The 19,958-nt window shown below is 62.9% G+C and carries 11 protein-coding genes; 1 reads left to right on the top strand and 10 read right to left on the bottom strand.

Annotation, left to right across the window (positions count from 1 at the left end; translation table 11 throughout):
* The first annotated feature begins 94 nt into the window (after positions 1 to 94).
* Positions 95 to 3,802, top strand: a complete 3,708-nt coding sequence (locus ACP7AX_RS06415; protein ID WP_426225807.1) for a heparinase II/III domain-containing protein — start codon at positions 95 to 97, stop codon at positions 3,800 to 3,802.
* Positions 3,803 to 3,959: 157 nt separating this feature from the next.
* Here ACP7AX_RS06415 and ACP7AX_RS06410 read toward each other — a convergent pair whose 3' ends face one another.
* From ACP7AX_RS06410 to ACP7AX_RS06365, 10 genes are all read right to left on the bottom strand, one after another.
* On the bottom strand, positions 3,960 to 7,865 hold the full coding sequence (locus tag ACP7AX_RS06410; RefSeq protein WP_426225806.1) for a hypothetical protein: 3,906 nt from the start codon (positions 7,863 to 7,865) through the stop codon (positions 3,960 to 3,962).
* 56 nt (positions 7,866 to 7,921) lie between these two features.
* The gene (locus ACP7AX_RS06405) at positions 7,922 to 9,550 is read right to left on the bottom strand and encodes a hypothetical protein (protein WP_426225805.1); all 1,629 of its coding nucleotides are present in this window, start codon (positions 9,548 to 9,550) and stop codon (positions 7,922 to 7,924) included.
* A gap of 50 nt (positions 9,551 to 9,600) precedes the next feature.
* Entirely contained in the window at positions 9,601 to 10,569 is a 969-nt protein-coding gene (locus ACP7AX_RS06400) for a carbohydrate ABC transporter permease (protein ID WP_426225804.1), read from the bottom strand.
* Positions 10,566 to 11,588 (bottom strand): ABC transporter permease, encoded by a 1,023-nt coding sequence (locus ACP7AX_RS06395; protein ID WP_426225803.1) that lies wholly within the window; start codon positions 11,586 to 11,588, stop codon positions 10,566 to 10,568. Before ACP7AX_RS06395 ends, ACP7AX_RS06400 begins: the two co-directional genes overlap by 4 nt.
* Positions 11,589 to 11,719: 131 nt before the next feature.
* Complete coding sequence (locus tag ACP7AX_RS06390) at positions 11,720 to 13,639, bottom strand: glycoside hydrolase family 127 protein (protein WP_426225802.1); 1,920 nt, start codon at positions 13,637 to 13,639, stop codon at positions 11,720 to 11,722.
* A gap of 90 nt (positions 13,640 to 13,729) precedes the next feature.
* The gene (locus ACP7AX_RS06385) at positions 13,730 to 14,626 is read right to left on the bottom strand and encodes an N-acetylglucosamine kinase (RefSeq protein ID WP_426225801.1); all 897 of its coding nucleotides are present in this window, start codon (positions 14,624 to 14,626) and stop codon (positions 13,730 to 13,732) included.
* On the bottom strand, positions 14,623 to 15,888 hold the full coding sequence (gene manA, locus ACP7AX_RS06380; protein ID WP_426225800.1) for a mannose-6-phosphate isomerase, class I: 1,266 nt from the start codon (positions 15,886 to 15,888) through the stop codon (positions 14,623 to 14,625). The genes ACP7AX_RS06385 and manA overlap by 4 nt, the downstream gene beginning before the upstream one ends.
* A 70-nt stretch (positions 15,889 to 15,958) precedes the next feature.
* Complete coding sequence (locus ACP7AX_RS06375) at positions 15,959 to 18,049, bottom strand: glycoside hydrolase family 36 protein (RefSeq protein ID WP_426225799.1); 2,091 nt, start codon at positions 18,047 to 18,049, stop codon at positions 15,959 to 15,961.
* A 3-nt stretch (positions 18,050 to 18,052) separates the two neighbouring features.
* Positions 18,053 to 19,102 (bottom strand): hydroxyacid dehydrogenase, encoded by a 1,050-nt coding sequence (locus tag ACP7AX_RS06370; RefSeq protein WP_426225798.1) that lies wholly within the window; start codon positions 19,100 to 19,102, stop codon positions 18,053 to 18,055.
* On the bottom strand, positions 19,099 to 19,947 hold the full coding sequence (locus ACP7AX_RS06365; RefSeq protein ID WP_426225797.1) for a sugar phosphate isomerase/epimerase family protein: 849 nt from the start codon (positions 19,945 to 19,947) through the stop codon (positions 19,099 to 19,101). Before ACP7AX_RS06365 ends, ACP7AX_RS06370 begins: the two co-directional genes overlap by 4 nt.
* Positions 19,948 to 19,958: the final 11 nt, after the last annotated feature.

The following is a 19,958-nucleotide window of genomic DNA, read 5'->3' as shown; positions in this document are numbered from 1 at the left end:
AACTGGAGCCTCCGGCGCCAGAATCACCTCGGCCTCTGAGACGGAGTCAACTGCCCTCATGTCGCCTGCGGTGAAACTGGAGAGGACCACAAATGTGGTCTATTACCGGGGGATTGTGCGGCAGGTACAGGGCTCTCCGAAGGTCGAGTTGCAGGTCCGCTTCACGGATGCCAAGGGCACCGAAGTGGGCAAGCAGGTCTCTGCGCCGGCCGGCCTGAAGGCCGGTGCCTGGTCCGAAGTGAGCCTGTCCGCTGTCACCCCGGAAAATGCGAAAAGCGTCCAGGTCTCGCTACACGTCGCGGGCGCTGGTGCCGTTGACGTTGACGATGTCTCCCCGGATGTTCGCCAGCAGCGAGAACTTATCCCGAACGGTGGTGCCGAGACGGTGGCTCCGTCGGGGCCTGCGGGGCTTGCAGGTTGGAGTCCGGCATCGGTCCAGTGGAATGAGGTCGCTGTTCCCAACCCGTCGGCCGAATCAGGAACCACGTCGCCCGAGAACTGGAAAACGTTCAATTACGCGGACGCCAAGGCCACGATGGTCTGGGACACTGCCGTCGCACATACCGGCACTAAATCCCTGCGTATCGACGGTGTCCCTGGAGGCATCGGCGACTGGCAGCAAGTCAACTATGTGCCGGTGACTCCGGGAATCTACAAGTTCGGGTTCTGGGTCAGAGGGCAAAACGCTGCAGCGGGCGACATCCGGCCCCTCGTGATCTTCCGTAACGCCAGCGGCCAGACGGTCGGCGGGGACCAGGTCATCAAGAACACTGTTACCACCTCTGACTGGACCTATGTCGAGTCAGTGCTGACAGCCCCGGCCGCTGCGGTTTCGGTCCGCATCGACTACCGGCTCTACAACGGCGGCACGGCTTGGTTCGACGACGTCACCATTGCACGGCAAGAAACGGTTTCAGGTGTCTCCGCCGGCAACGCGGCGGGAACGGACTCAGGCACGGCTAACACCGGCCAAAACTCCCTGAGCATTACCAACAAGTCCGACGGCGATCAATCGGTTCTGGAGTCCGATCCGATTCCGGTTGAACGGCTTGCCGGTTACAACTTCTCGGCAGCATTGAAGACCGACCTGGCCGGCGGCGCTGCCACTACGGGACTGAAATATCTCGACGCCAACGGACGCATACTCGGTGAAGAGCTCACCGAACCCGCCAGCGGAGTGACCGGATGGCATGCCAGCGGTCTACAAGGCTTCCCTCCCCCGGCAGCAACCGAGGCCAAGGCCTTCGTCCGCCTCGCAGGCAAGGGCCAAGCCTGGTTTGACGACCTCTCCCTCATCCGGAGCACCGTGATCGACCCCACGATCGATGCCAACGGCATCGCCCGTCCATCACTCCTCCTTGGGAAGACGGATATCCAGGCACTGAGGGAGCGGGTCAAAAACGGTGTCGTCGGCGACGAATACCAGCGTCAGGCCGCCCTCTCACAAAAGTGGACCCTGGAGCAGCTCAACGACCCCGCCTATCTTGTGAACCCGCACAGGTCACAAAGCAATATCTACACCGTCCCAGCGGGCGCCACCAAGATGCGCCTCTCGGCCGAAATTGCCGGCAAGGGATCCACCATGGTGGACGCAGTCACGCTCACATCACTGACCAACGGCCAGCCACTGGCAATTGCAGATAACAGCTTTGAAGGGTTCGGCTCCACCGCCAGCCCATGGACAGCAACCGTAGGCACAGCAGGCGCCCAAGTCGCTAAGACCACGGAATGGGCCACTGCAGGTGCTGCTTCCCTTAAGTACACGGGCGCCTCCCCTGCAGACAAAGCCACCGTGACTTTCAACCAGGACCTGCCGGCAACGGCTGGCGCCCGCTATTCGCTGGGCGCCACTATCAGCCAGCGGGGACTCATCGAAGGCAGCGGCCTGACATGGACTGTTTCCTATACCGATGACGCCGGCACGCCGGTCGGGGCAGTTTACAAGGCGCCCGCCTACAACTGGGACACGCATACACGTTGGGATTCCCCCCTCTTCGAAGCCACCCAGGCCAGCGCCAACGTTTACCTCGTCACGGGCAACGAAGAAGCAGCCCAGAAGGCCATCCTGGGGCTCAAGTACCTCATCGGTGAGTCCATCTGGGGAATGACCTACACCCTGACGGCCGGCGGCAGGCCTAACGGCGAGGACGGCTACGGCGCAGTGCACTTCGGCCGCGCCATGGGAGGGTTCGCCCAAGCCCTGGACCTCGTCATGGCATCTAAATCCCTCAGCGTCACCGACCGCGCATGGCTCACGGATCGGCTCGGCTGGATGCAGGACACCCAGATGAACCAGACGTATTACAACCGCTCTACCGAAGCCGGACGCATTTCGAACTGGAACCTTGACCGAGCAATCGGCGTTGGGCTTGTCAGCATGGCCCTGCCGAACCTGACATCCTCTACGGCTTACCGAGGGCACGCTCACGGTGAGGTTGACTGGACACTCGATACCGTCGTCGGCGATGACGGCGCCTTTCCCGAGACCGTCCGATACCACGCAGCACCGCTGGTAAGGTTGGTCCCCTTTGTCCAGGCGCTTAAGCGGGCCGGCGGCGCAGACCTGGTCAACGATCCCAAGCTGAAGAAGATGTTTTCCTTCCTGGTGGACATCCAGACTCCCGTGGACTCGACCAACACAACGGCGCCTGGAACGGTTCTAATGCCGGCCATCGGAGACGCCAACTACAACGAAAAGCCCTACCGGATTCTGGGATGGAACGCAGCCCTCTACCGGGACTCTGACCCCGAACTCTCGGCCGAAATGCAGTGGACCTGGCAACGGGCGGGTTCGCCGATCGCCGATACCGGTGCCAACCCGTGGGCACTCCCGCCGCTCCTGAACACGGATTCTGCCCTACCATCCAAGGACCCGCACCTGACATCTTCGGCAGTAGCGAGCGTGGGCTATGACATCCTGCGCGACAAGGTGGGAACAGCCGACGAAAACTACCTGATCATGTCCAACACGCCGCGGCCGCTGGGTCATAACCACGACGACCGTTCCGGCTTCTCCCTGTGGGGTAAGTCAGTCCCCCTCGCACTGGACGCCGGGACCGGTGGCTACTTCAACGGTGACAACGTCTGGTTCAACAGCGCCGCGGCGCACAATGTGGTCCAGTTCCAGGCAACGAACGGAACGTGGCAGGGAACAGCACCCAAGGTTGATACGCCTGTCCGCTACAACTCGGACAAAGTGGACCTGGTCCAGACCGGTGGAGCAACGCCCGGGGCCGCTGATTACCAGCGCAACATGATCCAACTCAAGGGAGCGTTCAGCGCTTACCTTGTCTGGGACCGTATCAAGTCGGCCGCTCCGAGCCGGTTCAACCTCCACACCCTCACCACCTCGATCGACCAGACCCCTGGTTTGCTCACGGCCCACGGATATCAGGGCGTGGACCTGGATGTTCACCTGCTTGGGGCGGCACAGCCCTCAATCGCTCTCGACAAGGGTCGGGTATCCGGTGACTGGCCTCAGGAGAACCAGCAGTGGCTGCAGCTTGGCCAGCCGGCCGGGACGGACCACACCGTTCTTCTCCGTCCGCGGGCCAATGCTGAAAAGCCACTGGAAACGATCGAACACGCCACCGGTTCGGCTACCTTGAAAGCGTTCGAGCTTGTCGCTCAGAACGGGGACCGTGCGCTGATCGTCCTCAACAGCGGTGACGCCGCCGCGCAAGCCGAGCTCAACATTACCGGTCAGTGGACTGCCGTCACGCCGTCGGAGAACGGCTCAACCAGCGGAAACGCAGTGAGTGTCAGCGCCCATCAGGCACTGGTCCTCCTGAAATCACACTGATATGGAAGACGTATAGAGGTTGGCTGAGGCGACGCAGCAGTCGCCTCAGCCTCCTATAGCGAAATGAAAGCAAACAAAAGGCCGGGGGGTGGCATAAGAGCCCCCCGGCTTTCCGTTTATCCAGATCCGGACAAGCCCGGATCCGCCCAAACGGGTCCTACAGTGATACCTCTCCGCTGGTTACAGAAGGGCCGTCAGGTCCCTTTCCGATAACTTTGAAGCGTTGGAATTGGGACGCGGGCAGGACATGCGTCGTCTGGTAGAGGTCTTGGGCGAGAAGACAGGCTGTCCCCCCCTTGACGCCGTATAAGTCGAAGCAGGTCACCGCAGATGGTTTTGTCCAGGCAAGCTCCACGCTTGTCCCGGAAGATGCGGCGGTGAGCACAGGGATATCCGGTTCGAGGCTTATGACGTCGAGGTTTTCAAACAGGGCATCGCTGGTGGTGCAGGCGCCGGCGTGGACTACTTCCGGCATCGGAAGGATGTCCTGGGCCGCTCGTTGCCACCGCTCGCCGTCCGCGGAGACCAGTGCGGTGACGCGGTGCCCTACGGCGTCCCGCTGCAGTCGAAGCCAGGGCCAAGCCTCGAGCCGCAGGTCTCCGAGGCTTCGGACGGAGGGGCTCCGCGTCCTTCCGCCCCCGGCGTCATCGCCGGGATTTCCTGCACCGTAGTCTTCCCGGCTGTCCAGGCTTCGGGTGCGCAGCACCAGGCAGCCTTCGTCGTTTGATCCAAAGAAGATGTAGCGCGCGTGGTCTGTGAGGTTCTCCCGCAACAAGATTCCGGCCGTGGCCGAGGCGCTTGCAACACGGGCCGTGAGCTGGACCGACCCGTCGGCCAGGTCTGTTGCTGCTGCGAGACTGTCGCGCTGTCCGCGGAGGTAAAGGTTCGCATCATCGCCGCCGGCAAATCCTCCGGCCGTGACTTCTGTGAACCTGTAGGTGCCTGCTGAGGAGAATACTGCGGCGTCGGCTGCGGACCCGATGAGAGCGGGCGCCAGTCTCGGTCCGTCACTGCCTGGCAGAGTGGCTGCCCGCACCGGCCGGGATGCGGGCCCCGATCCGTGCGGACTGGTGGCGGCGACTGTGTAGGCTGCCTCGTCGTGGCCTACGCAGATAATCGTGGCAGTGCCCGCAACGTCGTTGGCCACAATCTCCGGCCCATTCGCTCCCACTTTCCGGTAAACGGTGTAACCGTTGGCACCAGCTACGGGTTTCCAGCTCAGGCCGATCTTCCCCGCCGCGGGGGTGGCGATGAGGGCGGGGATGCGGCCGGGAGCCGCTGGACGATCACCTCGCTCTTCACCCGTTTTGAGTACGACGGCGGTCAGCGGCTGCAGTGTCAGCTGGTGGTCGGGTGTTGGTAGCCACAATCCAGTGATCAGGTCGAGGACGGGGCCGTCCCCGTTTCGGGGCGGGAGGTTGACGGTGAAGGTGCGCCGGTTTCCGTAGTCGGTCCTGGTGGTGTTGATGGCAATGAAGTATTCACCCAGGTGCGCTGTTACGAGCTCCGGGTAGGCAGAGTAAGGATTGTCTTCAATGAAGTTGTCGCGCTGGATTTCGCCGACGCCCGGGTGCGCGGTGACAGGCAGGAGTTCTCCTGTCAGCGCGAAGGGGCGGCCCTCGATGACTTCGTCGCAGGCTTTTTGCCGGTATTCCTCCCGGGTGGCGCCCCGGATGGTCACGTAGCTGTGGGGTGTTTCGGCGTCGGCCTGGAACTGGAGCAGCTGTTCCGTTCCGTTGTACTGGATGTGGGCACGGCTGGCGCCGGACAGGCCCGTGTTCCGTTGGAGGAGGTTCGCGAAAACGTGAGTGTCGCCGTCGCGGGCTGAGACCAGCAGGTTGTCGATGTCCACCCAGGCGAAGGTGGTGTTGTCCCAGCCCGGGGCCATGCCCAGTTTTTGCTGTTCTTCTGCCGTCAGCATGCTCAGATGAGAGTGGGGCAGGACACGGCCCGCACCGGCGGCCCCGAGGACTGCCGCCCTGCCGCCGGTCACATAGTTAAAGGTCTCCAGGATCCGCAGGTCATATTTGAGCTTGCGGTCGGTCCAACGTCGGTGGAAGGAGCCGAAGAACTGCCCATCCAGCAGCTGCTGCTGTGCGTAGCCGGTGGCTTCCCTCGCGTATTCGCGGTAGTCCGCCCAATCGTCGCCGGAGTAGCGCTCGGGATTGCGGGCCATGAATTCTTCCAGCGAGGCGTACCGGAGAGCGGCGCCGGACTCCTCGTCGGTTCCATAGGCCGGGCGGCCCGGATAATCGCTGTTGCGGTCATCAACCACCTGCTCCATGAACATGGTGCGGCGGCCGTCCGCGGTCCTGCCCTGGTAGCGGGTGAAGCCGCGGGCGTGAAGGTTTTTCAAGGCCACTTTGAGGATGTCGTCATTTAGTCCTTCATCACCAACGTGGCCGAGCGTGCGGAAGAACCAGCACGGAAAGTAGTTTGTTGCTTCCCCGTACACGCCGACATAGCCGTTTTCCCTGACCAAACCGGCGATCGTCAGGCCGTAGTAGTGCGGACCGTAGGGCATCCGGCGGACCTGGTTGCCATCGGCGTCGAGCTTGCTGATCGCGAGGCCTTTCATGATCACCTGGATATAGTCGTCCGTGTATTCGGCGTTGCCATCATGGTGGAAGAGTGAATGATGGACATCCAGCCCAGCGCCATCGGGGGCCAGGAGCACCTCCTCGCCAAGGAACGGTTCGATGCCCAGGAACTCCCGGACGATCCGGTGGCTGCGGCCCCGTCCCTGATAAAACGGGGACCCGATGACGCGCAGGCCCTCATGCGCCTTCCAGGCACCCTCATAGGTGTACATCACCTGGTTGTAGATGTAGCTGAGCCGGGACCGGGCGAAATCGAAATTGGCTTTCAGTACCCGTTCCCAGGCGGACCTGCGTGTCAGCGGGCGGCCGTCCCAGCCGGCATCCGCGAGCGATGTTGTGCTTTGCATGCTGCCTGTGGTGAAAGGTTCGTCCAGGAAGGACGAAAACTCATCCGGCCCGCAAACTTCCTGGTCGGCTATGAGGTTTTCGAGGATGTACAGTGCCTCGCCCAGGGCCGCGTAGTAGCCGCCCCAATCGGACTGGTGTCCCCCGGTGCCCAGGAGCAGCACGTTTCCGTAGTACTCGCGCGTGTAGTGATCGATGGTTTCGAAGATACGCCGGAGGCCGTTGCGCTTGTGCTCGGTCGTTGCGGCGGGCGACCAGTCCATCAGGAGCGATTCGGCGTAAAAGCGCAGATCGTCGTCGTATCTGCTGATTGGCATCGGTTCCCCCGCATCAGCACGGGATTCCAATGCCCTGAAATGGTCCACCTGCCATTGGCGGAAGTCTGCGATCATCGCTGCCTCCTCCTCGGCAGTCGCGCGTTCCGGTTTCGAGGCAGCCAACAGCCCGGCGCCTTCTGCTGCGGGCGCCGTTTGCGCCATCAGGGTTGATGGCGGCAACGCTGCCGATGTATGCGTACCGGCGGAAAAAAAGCGGCGCGACACGTCAGTGGCCTTTTCGAAACCGGTTTGCCCTGCCAGGGTCCGATAGGACAGCACGTAGGTCCTGAGCGTGATTTCGACATTGCGCTGTCCCATGGTTGATGAAAAGGGCAGCGCCGCGGTTGAGTGGAAGAACCTGCCCGGCAGCCCACCCCGCGTCCCAACGTTGATCGGTTCGTAGTCGCCGACGTTCCGGTACGTTGCCTGTTCCCCGTTCACCAGCACCAGGGTTTTGTACGGCGACGAATCCCCGCCCCAGAACTTCACGGTCAGATAGTTCTGCAGGAGCGGGTCCACGGCCATGGTGAACCGCAGATCGGCGAGCCTGGTAGCCGCCGGTGAGAGTGGCAGGGTGATCCTGCCACTCTCACCTGGATTGCCGACGACTATGTTGTCCGCTCCGTCAGGAAGCCCCCGGAACCCTGCCTCTTTCCCGCTGGTGATAACGATGCTCGCTTCGCTGGTGAATGCATGGCCAGCTTCGGAGACTTCGTCGCCGAAATCAACAAAGTCGAGCCAGTTACTGTCGGCGCGGTCCGGGCGCGGGGCTTCCGTGCTCGGGCCAGTAGCGGATGACATGGGGTCCTCTCGGGAAGGATGGATGGTGTGATTCTTGAATTATTTCCTTGCTGCGCTTAGCTGGCGGCTAAAGCATCTTCGAATTCCTTACGCGCCTGGTCTCCGCCGGCAGCCTTCCAGGCCGGAACCACTTCGGATTTAATGGCTGAAACGGGCTTGCGGCCAAGCACTACATCGTTGATCGCCGTGGTGACCAGGGTGTTCAACTGAGCTTTCTTGTTGCTCCAGGTGTCGGAGAACAGAACTTGGGTAGGATCCTTGCTCAGCATGGGCTCGGTCTTGGCCTGGAAGTCGTGGATCAGCTTGGTGCCGTCCTCGAAGCCAGGGTTGAACTGGGGAAGGGGTGCATTGCTGAGGTAGCTGAAGCTGATGCCCTTTTCGGTCTTGGCTAGATCGGTGGGGGTGATGACACCGTTCTTGTCTGCCCAGTGGAGGTCCTTGACGCCGTAGGTGACGTTGAGGTGTTCCTGGCTGCCGAAGGGTGCGGCAATGTAATTGGCGATCCGGAGCATCTCCTTGATGCGCTCGGCGTCCTCGGTCTTGGCGAAAGCGGTGAAGAAACCGTAAGGGCTGCCGGCATGGAGGACTGCCTTCTTACCTGCTGCAGCTGGTGCCACCCAGGGTGCGATCTTGGCGCCTGCTTTCACGGCGGCTGCGTACACGCCCGGCCAGCCGGTGGCGCTTCCGAGGGTGGTGGCCACGTTCCTGGCGGCGAAGAGCCGGTTGCCGTCTTCGACGGTGATGCCGTCAGGGTGAATAGAGCCGTCCTGCTTGACCTGTTGGGCCCACGCCAGCGCCGCCTCGAATTCCTCTGTTTCGATTTCGTGGGTGAATTTGCCGCCGTCTTCACGCCAGTTGTTCGGCGATCCGTTGCCAAGCCGACCGTAGTAGGCCGCGGAGAAGGGATTCGAGACGCCCCAGAGCGACTTACCGGGGTCAGTTACCGTTTTGAGGGCCTCGCGGAGTTCCTCGAGACTTCCAGGCTCGGACGTGATACCGGCAGCATCGAAGCTGTCAGTGTAGGCAAGGATGGGAGCCCCGCCGGTGGGCCGCGGGCAGGGAACACCGTAGATGCCGCCATTGAAGACCGTCGCCTGCCACGCTTCGGTAGGGATGTTGGCCAGGTTGGGGTAGTCCTTGATCGCGTCGCCGGACACGTGGCTGGTGATGTCGGTGAATTTGGACTTCAGGAGGGCAGGGGTTTGCGGGATCGGATAGTTGATGCCGAACGTGACCATGTTGGGCACCTGGCCCCCTGCGATGACGGTCTGCACCTTCTGGAGGTACGAATCCGCCAGTGTGGTCTGCACGTCGAGGTCGGCGTTCAGTTCTTTGTTCATGAACTGCCAGTACTTGTTTTCCGCTTTCTGGGTGCCCACGGCCCCGAACGTCAGCGTGAGGAAGCTCAGGCTGCTGCCGTTGCCCGGCGCTTTCTCCACGGTCTTTTTCAGGTCACCGAGCGGGTAATTGAAAAAGCCTGGCTGGATGGCCGCGCCTTTGCCGGGCAAGTCCGCCTCGACGAGCGAAGAGGGAATGTACGACGGAAGGATGACTTTGGTGTTGGCGCCGGAACTGCTGGTGGCGCCGCCACCGCCGCAGCCGGACAGAAGCCCGGTTCCGGCTGCCCCGCCGAGCAGGACGGCCGCGCTGAGGAATCCGCGGCGGGATGGTTTGAAATCGGTCATGTCTTTTTCTCCTTTGAAAATCGGTTTTTTCCAGGCGATGCTGCTGATGCTCAGCCCTTGACGGCGCCGGTGAGCATGCCCTTTGCGAAGTGTTTCTGCAGGAACGGGTAAACAATCAGGATCGGCACGATGGAAACCACCAGGATTGCCATCTGCAGCGCTGCCTGCGGCGGAGGTATGGAACCGTCGAGGGATTGCTGGTAAGTCTGGCCCTGCACCACAAACGTTCGCAGGACCAGCTGGAGCGGCCATTTCGCGTTGTCGTTGAGGTAGAGGACCGCGTTGAAGAACGCATTCCAATAGCCGACCGCGTAGAAAAGCGCCACGACGGCGATCACTGCCCGGGACAGGGGAAGGATGATCCGGTTAAGGATGGTGAATTCCGTGGCCCCGTCGATCCGTGCGCTGTCGATGAGTTCCTGCGGAATGTCCATAAAGAAGGACCGCACCACGATGACGTTGAACGCGTTGACGCAGACCGGGAGGATCAGCGCCCAGTATGAATCAATCAGACCCAGTTCCTTCACCATCAAGTAGGAGGGAATCAGTCCGGGCGCGAACAGGAGGGTGAAAAGGACCGTCATCAACAGCGGCTTTGCACCGAGTGTCTTGGGCCTGGCGAGGCCATACGCCAGGGCAACCGTGGTCACAATGCTGATCAGCGTACCCACCACTGTGACACCGGTGCTGACCAGCACCGAGCGCGTCACCACACCGCCGGAGAAGATCTGCTGGTACGCGGCGAACGTAGGTTCGGTGGTCCACAGGACGAAGCCGCCGGCCTGGCGCACCGTCTCCTCATCGGAGAGGCTCGTTGAAATCACTGCGACGAAGGGCATGATCACCAGGACACAGGCGACCGTCAGGACAACTGCCTTAAGTGTCTGGACCGCCGGACTCGGCCTGCCCATCCACAGGGGACGTTCGTTCCCTGCCAGGCGTCGTGCCCGGGGCGAGCTTCGCCGTTGGCTCTGAACTGCATTGTGCCGGTTGGACTTCTTGAGTACGGAATTGGTCATGACTGGTACACGCCCCTTTCTCCAAACATGTGGGCAAGTTTGTTGGCGCCCAGGACCAGGGCCAGGCCAACCACGCCCTTGACCAGCCCGACGGCGGTGCTGACACCCCAGGCCCCGCCGATCACGCCGTTATTGAAGACGTACGTGTCCAGCACTTCGGAGACTTCCAGTCCGGCATGCTGCTGCTGGAGGATGATCTGTTCGAAGCCCACCGTCAGCGCATCGCCCAGCCGGAGGATCAGCAGCAGGATGATCAGGCCACGCAGACCTGGAAGGGTAACGTGCCAGATCCGGCGCCAGGGCGAAGCCCCGTCGACGGCCGCAGCTTCGTGCAGTGACTGGTCAATTCCGGCCAGGGCCGCAAGGAACAGGATGGTGGCCCATCCCGTGTCCTTCCAGATCACCTGCGAGGTAATCAAGGCCTTGAACAGGTCTGGGTTGCCGATGATGGAGACCGTGGCGAGGTCAGCCGAGCGGAGCATCGCGTTCAGCAGGCCTCCGCCGCCGAGCATCTGCTGGAAGATTGCCACCACAATGACCCAGGACATGAAATGCGGCAGGTAGAGGATGCTCTGGACCCATTGCTTGATCCCGTTGGACATCAGGCTGTTAAGGAGCAGTGCCAGCGCAATGGGAGCGGGAAAGACAAGCACCACCTGGAGAACCAGGATGACGAGAGTATTGCCGAGGGCCCGCATGAACGCCGCGTCCCCGTTGAACAGAACCTTGAAGTTCTCAAGCCCCACCCACGGGCTCTCCCAGATCCCGATAAAGGGCTGGTAGTCCTTGAAGGCGATGACGTTCCCGAGCAGGGGAACGTAGTGGAACGCCAGGATCAGGACGATACCCGGCGCCGCGAGGAGCAACAGGGGCCAGTCCGTATGAAACCGGGATCGGATCGAACGCTTGGGCCTGACAGATGAACTGGCATTGCGTTGCTCTGTGCTGTCGCCGGGACGCTGGGCGGGAGGGCCGGTGCGGTTGGCATCCGGCGGTGCGCTCAGATTGATGTTGGACATGGTAAACGCCTTTGTTTAGACGAGCTGGATTTGCTGGAGCCCTGAGGGGTCTCGGAGGCTTAGAATGCCTGAAATCGATATCAGAAGCCTAAAAGGCTTACTGAAGTAATGCAAGAGACATTGGTGCCTGTTTAAGTGAGTTCGGTGGCGGGGGTAAGGGCCGGGATCCAGATCCGCATGGTGGAGCTGCCTCGTTCTGCCCAGGAGTGGTAGGGCACCAGGGAAACTTCCGCGTGCGGGGAGCCGTCGGCGGCGGCGTCCTTGGCTGTGGGGGTGAAGGGCCAGTTCCGTCCGGTGGGGGTGCGCTGCAACTGCCTAAGCGTTGCGGTGGCGGCGCCGTCCCGTTCGGTCAGGCCGGCCCCTGTGTCTATTCTGGCGTCGTCCAGGTCCCAGCCTGCTGGAAGATCGATGGATTCCAGGGCGAGGACCTCTGGGCCGCGTTCTACAGCTACGCAGCCGCGGACGGCGTCAATCCGGTTATCGGGCCATGAGAATCGAGGTTCCATCGGCAGTTCAAGGATGATCTGCTGGCCCGGTTGGAAGGTCTGGGCAGCAGTGGCTGTTCCTGGCTCGACGGGCCGTGGCCCTAGGCCGGAGTCAAGCGTCGCCCCTTGGGCCCATGCCGGCACCCGGATCGAGACGGCGGCCGGTACCGGCGGGGCGTCCGTCACCGTGATTTTGATCCGGCCGCTGGCCGGATAGTCCGTCTCCACTTCAAGGGCCAAGACACCGGCCTCCAGCTCGGCCCGGATGTGCGATGTCGCGTACTGGTGGATCTGAACGCCGGTGGCGTCGGTGGTTGCGACGTACGCACCGAGGCTGGCCAGGGTCCTTGCCACGTTGGGCGGGCAGCAGGAGACTTCGAACCATGATTCCCGGCCGCTGGAACCGCCGCGGATGCACACGCCGTCTTCATTGAGCGGGGCCTCCCCGGCGGTGGTGCGCTGGTGGAGGGTGTTGGCGTAGAAGAACGACTTCCCGTCAGCGGAGGGGGAAGTGGCGACGATGTTGTAGAGGGTGCGCTCCATGAGGTCGGCGTATTTGGCGTCGCCGGTCGCCAGCAGCAGGCGCCAACTGAACATCATAGATGCAACACCGGCGCAGGTTTCACAGTAGGAACGGTCAGGCGGCAGGACGAAGTCCTCGCCGTAGGCTTCGTCCATGTGGTGGGAGCCCATGCCGCCGGTGATGTAGGTCCGTCGGGCAACCGTGTTCTGCCATTGGAGTTTCAAAGCCTCCAGCAGTTCGGTGTCACCGGTTTCGACGGCGACGTCCACGGCTCCGGCCGCCAGGTAGAGGGCCCGGACGGCGTGGCCGCGCAGTACGGTTGCGGCGCGGACGGGGATGTCGTCCTGCCAGTATGCTTTGCCGAACTCGAACAGGGGCAAGGTGCCGGTGCCGCGGCGTTCGATGAAGACACTCGCCTGGTCCAGGTAGCGGCGGTCGTCGGTGACACGGTAGAGCTCCACGAGCCCCACTTCGATCTCGGCGTGGCCGCACACTTTGTCCAGCCCGTCGGGGCCGAACATGGTGCAGACATGGTCGGCGAGTTTCCGGGCGACGCCCAGCAGCCTCGTTGATCCTGTGGCGCGGTGGTTGGCAACGGCTGCCTGAATCAGGTGGCCGAAGCAGTACAGTTCGTGGCCCCATTTGAAGTCGGAGTAGCGAGGTTGCTGCCAGGGCCTGCCAAAGAGCGTGTGCAGGTAGCCGTCGGGATCCTGTGCCGCTGCCAGTTTGTCGATGAACGCGTCCAGGACCTCATCGAGTTCCGTGTCACCGGAGCGGGCGTGCTCCCACGACATGGCTTCGATGAGCTTGTAGATCTCCGAATCGGCGAACTCGCGGCCGCGGTGCTCGTACTTGCCCCCATCGGCGGCCTTCTCCAAATTGCCCAACCAGTCGAGCCGTGTGACCCAGGAGACTGCGTGCGGGATGATCGCGGACCGGTTGAGCTCCTGGCGCTCCCCCCAGAAGCCGCCTGCCAGGGAAACCGCTGACAGGGGCAGCGGGGAAAGCGTCCCTGACGAGGGCGTGACCGGGAAGGTGTTCAAGATTGGTGTGTGGACGGGCTGCATTACTTGCCTCCAATAGCCGCGTCTGTGCGGCCGGTGTTGTAAGGGATAGGAATGGCGGCCTGTCTTCTAGGACAGGTCTGCCTGATGTTCTGCCGCGAGCTGGATAACGCCGAAGACGGGGTCTTGGTCGACGATGCGAACGTCCGTGATCCCCTCCCTGGCGAGTCCTTCGCGGAAGGCTGCTTGAAGACGCCGGGCATGCGTGCCGAGTCCTCCGCCCAGTACCACGGGCCCGGCAATGCCGAGCCGTGTCAGCGTTTGCACCGTCATGCCGGCGAGGTCTTGGCCCGCCTGGTCCAGCATCATCTGGCTGGGGTGGTGGCCTGCTTCGGCGGCGTCCACGACGACTCGGGCATGATGCGCCCAATACCGGCGGCCGGAGCCGGCGGAGTGGAATAGGGCGATGAGCCGGTTGGGATGGTCCACATCGCATGCTGCCAGGAGTTCGCGGGTCAGCAGGTCGGGCTCATGGCCTTGGTTCATCCTGGCCAGGCTATGACGGACCGCCTCGCGGCCGAGCCAGTATCCGCTTCCTTCATCCCCTAGCAGATACCCCCAGCCCCCTGCCCGGGACTCCTCGCCGAGCGCGTTGCGGCCCCATACGGCTGAGCCAGTCCCTGCGATGACTGCGGCTCCGGTGCTGACCCTGCCGGCTGCCAGCAGCAGCCGGGAGTCGTGGACGATGGTGATGTCGGCGCGGGGGGCGAAGGCGGCTATCAGCGCTGTGAGGGCTGCCGCGTCGTCGTCGGTATCGATTCCGCCCGCGCCGACGTACACCTGCCTGACATCTCCGTACCCGATGTGGGTAAACAGTTCTGCGAGGTATGCGCTGGCGGCTTCCCGGCTGACGTTCTGGACGTTGGCGCTGCCGGTGATCGTGTTCTGCACGGGCATGCCGTCTTCGAACCGTACGCCGTGGGTCTTAGTGCCACCAATGTCCAGGCCGATTAATGTTTCGGTCATGGCTGCCCCGAACGTACCGGTGACGCCGGGTTGGCGGCGATGGTCGCGACGAAGGCAACGACTGCTTCGGGCCCGACGGCCTGAAGCATCGCCGGGCCTTCGTCCGCGGATATGAACGCACTGTCGCCGCGAAGCAGGTCCAGGGCTGTGTTTCGCGAACTAAGGACTCCTGCGCCGGCCACCGCCAACACTATTGCCGGTGCCCCTGCGGGGAGTTGGATCCCTTCGCCGGGCCGGGTTTCAAGGCGCTGCAGCTGAAACTCGTCGAACGGTGGCTCCCAGACCTGTCGGCCGCGGCTCGGTGCGGATGCGTTGATCCTTGGAACCGGCAGGGGTTTGAATTCCACCGTGCTCATCAGTTCTTCGACATCGATGTGTTTTGACGTCAGTCCCCCACGCAGGACGTTGTCCGATGATGCCATCACCTCGATGCCGAGGCCATGCAGGTAAGCGTGGATGTTTCCGGCGGGCAGGAACACGGCTTCACCTGGATGCAGTGTGACCTTGTTGAGCATGAGCGAAATAAGGACCCCTGGATCCCCGGGGTACGCATCGTTCAGGGCCAGAGCGGTTTCGAACTCGACGGCATGCGGGCCTTCCGGAATACGTTCGCGAAGCAGCTCGGCGACAATATGAACCGTGTGGGAAACATCAGAGCCGCCGCGGATCAGTCGGGAGAAGGCGGTCCGGATAGCAGCTGACTCGTTACTGCCCGAGAGATTGCAGCGCACTTCATCCAAGACGCCCGGGGTTTTGGCACCGGCCGCTTTGAAGGACGACACGATGGATCCGAACACCGCCGAGGACTGCGCAGCCGGGCGGAAGCCGCACAGGGCAGCGAACTCAGTCAGTGCCAGGATCATCTCGGGCTTGTGGTTGAAGTCCTTGTAATTCCGTGTGGGGGCACTGCGGGGAACACCCGACGCCTCTTCGGCAGCATAACCTGACGCTGCCTGGTCCTGGGTCGGGTGCACCTGCAGTGACAGGGGCGATCCGGCAGCGAGAACCTTCAGCAAGAAGGGCAGCTTGTCTCCGAAGGCGGCGCGGCTGCGATCGCCCAGGGCGTGTCCGGGGTTAGCGGCAATCAACTCGTCGAGTCGGATCTTGGTGGTACCGTTTTCAGCTATCGAGGGCGCTCCGGGGTGTGCGCCGAGCCAGAGTTCCGCCTCCGGCGTTTTGGACGGGGAGCGTCCTAGATAGTGGGCCATGAGTGTGTGCGATCCCCAGGCGTAGTCCCGGACTGTGTTTTGCAGTCTGTACATCTTTTCTTTCTCTCTGGTGTAGGCCGAAATCAGTACGGCTGCGGAGATACTGGCTGGGGGCTGCCGCCCCTTACGACCCCGCTACGGCGAATGTGCCTGCCAGTACCTGCCCTGGGAGGGCGTCGAGGATCAGGTACCCGGAGGCATCCCACTTGGTGGTGAAGGAGGGTGTGGCCCCCAGCCACTCAAGGGAGATCTCCTGCCCGGCCCAGCGCGGCAGGTGCAGGACTGTCTGGCTTTCCGTGCCGGCCCGTTTCCAGACAGTAACCAGATCCCGGTGCGGAGCATGGAGTCCGGTCGAAAGCCATTCGGCGTCCCAGTTGGGTATCCCGGACGGGTGGAACGCGGTTGAAGTGCAGATTTCCGGAAGCATCTCCTTGTGGGCAGCTAACGCCTCACTGACCAACACCAATTGGCTCGCGCTCATCCTGTCCAAATAACCGGACAGGCACATCCGGCCCAGCATGGCGGTTGACAGGGTGAACCGGATCTCTTCGTCGGTCATCTCCGGCTGGGGATAGGCCCAGTTCGCTGCCTGCTCGGGCAGGACACTGAAGAAGGCGTTGGCGGCGATCGGAGGGTACAGCAGCGGGTCCTGCTGGTCGGAGGTGGACTGCAGGTCCAGGCGGGAGAGCAGAGCATAGTCCTGACGCATTGCCCCGGACGCGCAGTTCTCGATCGTCAGGTGGGGATGGCGCGTTTTCACGCCGTCAATCCAGTCGAGGTAGGCGCGGTTGTGCCCGAGCAGTCCGGCACCTGGGGAGCTTGCGACGACGTCGGATCCTGACCCAGCGGTGATGTTGTAGTCGAGCTTGAAGTAGACGCAGTTGAACTCCCCAACGAGCCTGTCCACGGTGTTGTCCAGGTGCGAGGTCGCGGCGGGATGGCGGAAGTCCAAGTGGTACCTGCCGTGTTCCACTAACCGGACGCCGTGCCGCTGGAGGAAGGCTCCGTCTGGCAGTGAGGTGGCCAGGGGGCTGCGTACTCCGATAACTTCGGGCTCGAGCCACAGCCCGACGCCCATTCCGTGGGCGCGGATCGTGTCGGTAACCTCGGACAACCCCCGGGGGAATCGGCCCGCTGAGGGTTGCCACTCCCCCACCGCATCCCACCAGTCACTCGTGTCGTCGTACCAGCCGGCGTCGATGCAGAAAACGTCCGCACCGACATCGGCTGCGGCTTTCACCAGCGGAAGGAGTTTGTCGGTACTCGGGTCTCCCATAAGCGTGTTCATGAAGTCGTTGTAGATCACCGGCGGCCGCTCCGGCCCGGGGGCAGGGCGAAGGGCGCGGCGGTGCGCTGTCATTTCCGCAAGGCCGCCGTACAGGCCGCCGGTGCTGACTGCCAGGGCGGCTGGAACGGTGGTGAATTCCTGGCCGGGCTCAAGCCGGTGGACCCAGTGGTGCTGGTCGTCGGTGGGTCCCAGAAGGGCAAGGTTGACGGTGCTGCCGGTCTCGCTTAGTTCCCATGCCCAACCGCCGTTGTGTTCAACCTGCCACATCCAGCACAGGTTGCTGTCCGTGTCGACGACGGCGGCAGTGGGCAACGGTCCGCCGGTTGACCAGGAGGACGTGGAGGCTCGAAGCACGTGTCCTCGCTGGTCTTGGGCATGGAGGCCCAAGTTCAGGTCCGGAAGGGAGTTTCTGAGCGGTTCCAGCGTCCACTGGTTTTCGCCCAGCCATTGGGACGTTGCGGAGGCCAATGTCAGGCCAGTGGCGTCAGCCGGCTCGTGGCCGGCCAGAAGTGGCAGGGCCAGGGAGGTGACGGCCTGCAGCAGGAGGGGTTCGTTGCCGTTGTTCCGGACCGTGGTCACCGCCTGGAAGGTGCTGGTTCCCTGGGCCGCGCGGATGGTGGCTTCCGCTTCCAGACCTGTATCGGCGTCCCGCTGCAGCACGGTCAGGGTGTGCCAGATGCCGTCCAGCCCCGTCCGGTGGCCGGCGTAACGGAGGCGGCCTCCAATAGCCGACTCAGCATACCGCTGGCTGGTTCTGGCCCTCCCCTCCTGCACGCTGAGGATCTCGACTAACGCCGGACCGGATTGCAACGGCTTCGACGTGGCTTCACTGGGGTGGAGGTAGGCGATGCTGACCGGTCCTGTCTGACCAACCTGCAGAGTGAGATGGAGGCATCCGTTGGACCATGAGATAGCGTCGGTGTGCATTTGCTATGCCATCCTTACCAGGTCACTCAAACTAACGGGAAACCGCGGCGGGGCTGCCGCCGCAAAGCGTTCGATTTCGTCGATGGCGTAGGCCGCAAGCCGATGAAGCTCAGTACCCATGGACCCGGCGATGTGCGGTGTGAGCAGGACGTTGGGGAGGGTGTACAGCCGATGACCCTTGGGCAGCGGCTCCGGGCTCGTGACGTCCAGGAAAGCACTGATCCGTCCTGTTTCCAGTTCCCGGACCATGGCCTCGTGGTCAACAAGTTCGCCCCTGGCAGTGTTGATCAGGGTGGAGCCGTCTTTCATTGCTGCCAGTTGGGCGGGCCCTATCATCCGGATGGTCTCCGGAAGGACCGGGGCGTGCAGGGACACGACGTCGCTGGATGCCATGAGCTCGTCCAGCTCCACACGGCGGGCTCCGAGGCGCCGTGCCTCGGCATCGGTGACAGTGGGGTCATAAAGTGCTACCTCGAAATCGAATGGCTGCAGCCGCTCCATAACCAGCCGTCCGATGGTTGACGCGCCGACGATTCCCACCGTCCGTTCGTAATTGCCGGTGTCGGGAAACTCCGCTTCCCGGTCGATTTTGGCTTGCCGCTGGGTATAAAGATGGCTGGCTGCCAGAACGGACTTGCCAGCGAGAAGAATCAGACCCAGCGTAAACTCCGCCACCGGAAGCGCGTTGGCCTCAGCCGCGGTGGTAACGGTGACGCCGCGCTCCCAGCATTCGGGGAGGACATGGCCTTTAACGCTTCCACCGGAGTGGGCGATGAGCCTGAGCCGGGGCATGCGCTCCAGAATCCTTGCATCGATGCGGGGTGAAAACCAGCCCGTAAGGAGGACATCGGTGTCGGCCAGGGCGTCGTCGGCGACGGCTTCAAAGTCCTGGATCACCAAGCTGAAATCGCAGTCTGCGATGGCTTCCAGCCGGCTGCGCAGGCGCTTGGAGAACAGCGAGTCCCGCAGATCGGCATCCTGCATGGCGAGGGCCACTTTGGGCCTGAACCGCAGGGGCCTTGGCTCTGCCGTGCTGTGCAGTGCTGCACTCAATTTATGTCCTTTTCCCAGTGGCGATCGAGCCATGTGCGGACGGAGCCCAGTGCTACGTCCAGGTCTTCCACCTGCGGATACCATGCCTTTTCCCACTCAAGGGTGACCGGGCCCTGGTAGCCGTTGCGGACCAGCAGTTGAGCGAACTCCTCTGTGGGCAGTGAGCCGGTTCCGACCAGTACCGGAACGCTGCTGCGCGGCATGTCGGCATCTTTTACCTGGACGCTGCCGTTGCCGGCTGTCAGCCATGGGGCCAGCGCAGACCAGGTTTCTTGAAGCCCTTCGCCTACGCGCCACGGATGCATCAGGTCCCATACGGCGCCCACAGGTCCGTCCACGTCCTGGAGAATGGCGGCGATGTCCTTCCCTGTCGGGTGTGAATCGTGCGTCTCCAACACCGGAAGGACGCCCAGGGCTGCCGCGTAAGGGGATACTGCGCTGAGTCTTCGGGCCGCACGCCGGTCGACGTCCTCCCGGCGTTCCACCATCCGCGGGGCTTGAGTGAAGGCGCAGGGTTCGGTTTCGGCTCCGGGAAAGACCCGGACGGCGGGTGCTCCGAGGTCCCGGGCAAGGTCGAGCGCTTGGATCAACTCCGCGATGACCGCGTCGTCGTCGCCCGGCGCGGCCACCTTGACGTAGCTGGCTATGCCGGTCACACGCACTCCTGCGGCGGCGATCCGCTTCCGGAGTGCCTCCCTGTCAGGCAGGTTCATTGCGGGGTCGGCGATTTCGTTTGCAGCAAGCCGCAGTTCAATGCCGTGGATCCGGTTCCGGTGCAGCCAACCCAGGACGACCGCGAGGGGTATCCCGGGTGCGCCCAGCGTAGAGGCTGAAGGCGTAATCATCTGATTCCTTG

Origin of the sequence: Pseudarthrobacter sp. DSP2-3-2b1, from assembly GCF_049895945.1 — a bacterium.
Taxonomy (GTDB): Bacteria; Actinomycetota; Actinomycetes; order Actinomycetales; family Micrococcaceae; genus Arthrobacter.
This window is presented reverse-complemented; position numbering and strand designations above follow the sequence as displayed.

Excerpts from the sequence above, each read along its gene's own strand:
- ACP7AX_RS06410 (WP_426225806.1), bottom strand. The coding sequence starts at position 7,865 with ATGTCATCCGCTACTGGCCCGAGCACGGAAGCCCCGCGCCCGGACCGC.
- ACP7AX_RS06405 (WP_426225805.1), bottom strand. The coding sequence starts at position 9,550 with ATGACCGATTTCAAACCATCCCGCCGCGGATTCCTCAGCGCGGCCGTC.
- ACP7AX_RS06400 (WP_426225804.1), bottom strand. The coding sequence starts at position 10,569 with ATGACCAATTCCGTACTCAAGAAGTCCAACCGGCACAATGCAGTTCAG.
- ACP7AX_RS06395 (WP_426225803.1), bottom strand. The coding sequence starts at position 11,588 with ATGTCCAACATCAATCTGAGCGCACCGCCGGATGCCAACCGCACCGGC.
- ACP7AX_RS06385 (WP_426225801.1), bottom strand. The coding sequence starts at position 14,626 with ATGACCGAAACATTAATCGGCCTGGACATTGGTGGCACTAAGACCCAC.
- manA (WP_426225800.1), bottom strand. The coding sequence starts at position 15,888 with ATGTACAGACTGCAAAACACAGTCCGGGACTACGCCTGGGGATCGCAC.
- ACP7AX_RS06375 (WP_426225799.1), bottom strand. The coding sequence starts at position 18,049 with ATGCACACCGACGCTATCTCATGGTCCAACGGATGCCTCCATCTCACT.
- ACP7AX_RS06365 (WP_426225797.1), bottom strand. The coding sequence starts at position 19,947 with ATGATTACGCCTTCAGCCTCTACGCTGGGCGCACCCGGGATACCCCTC.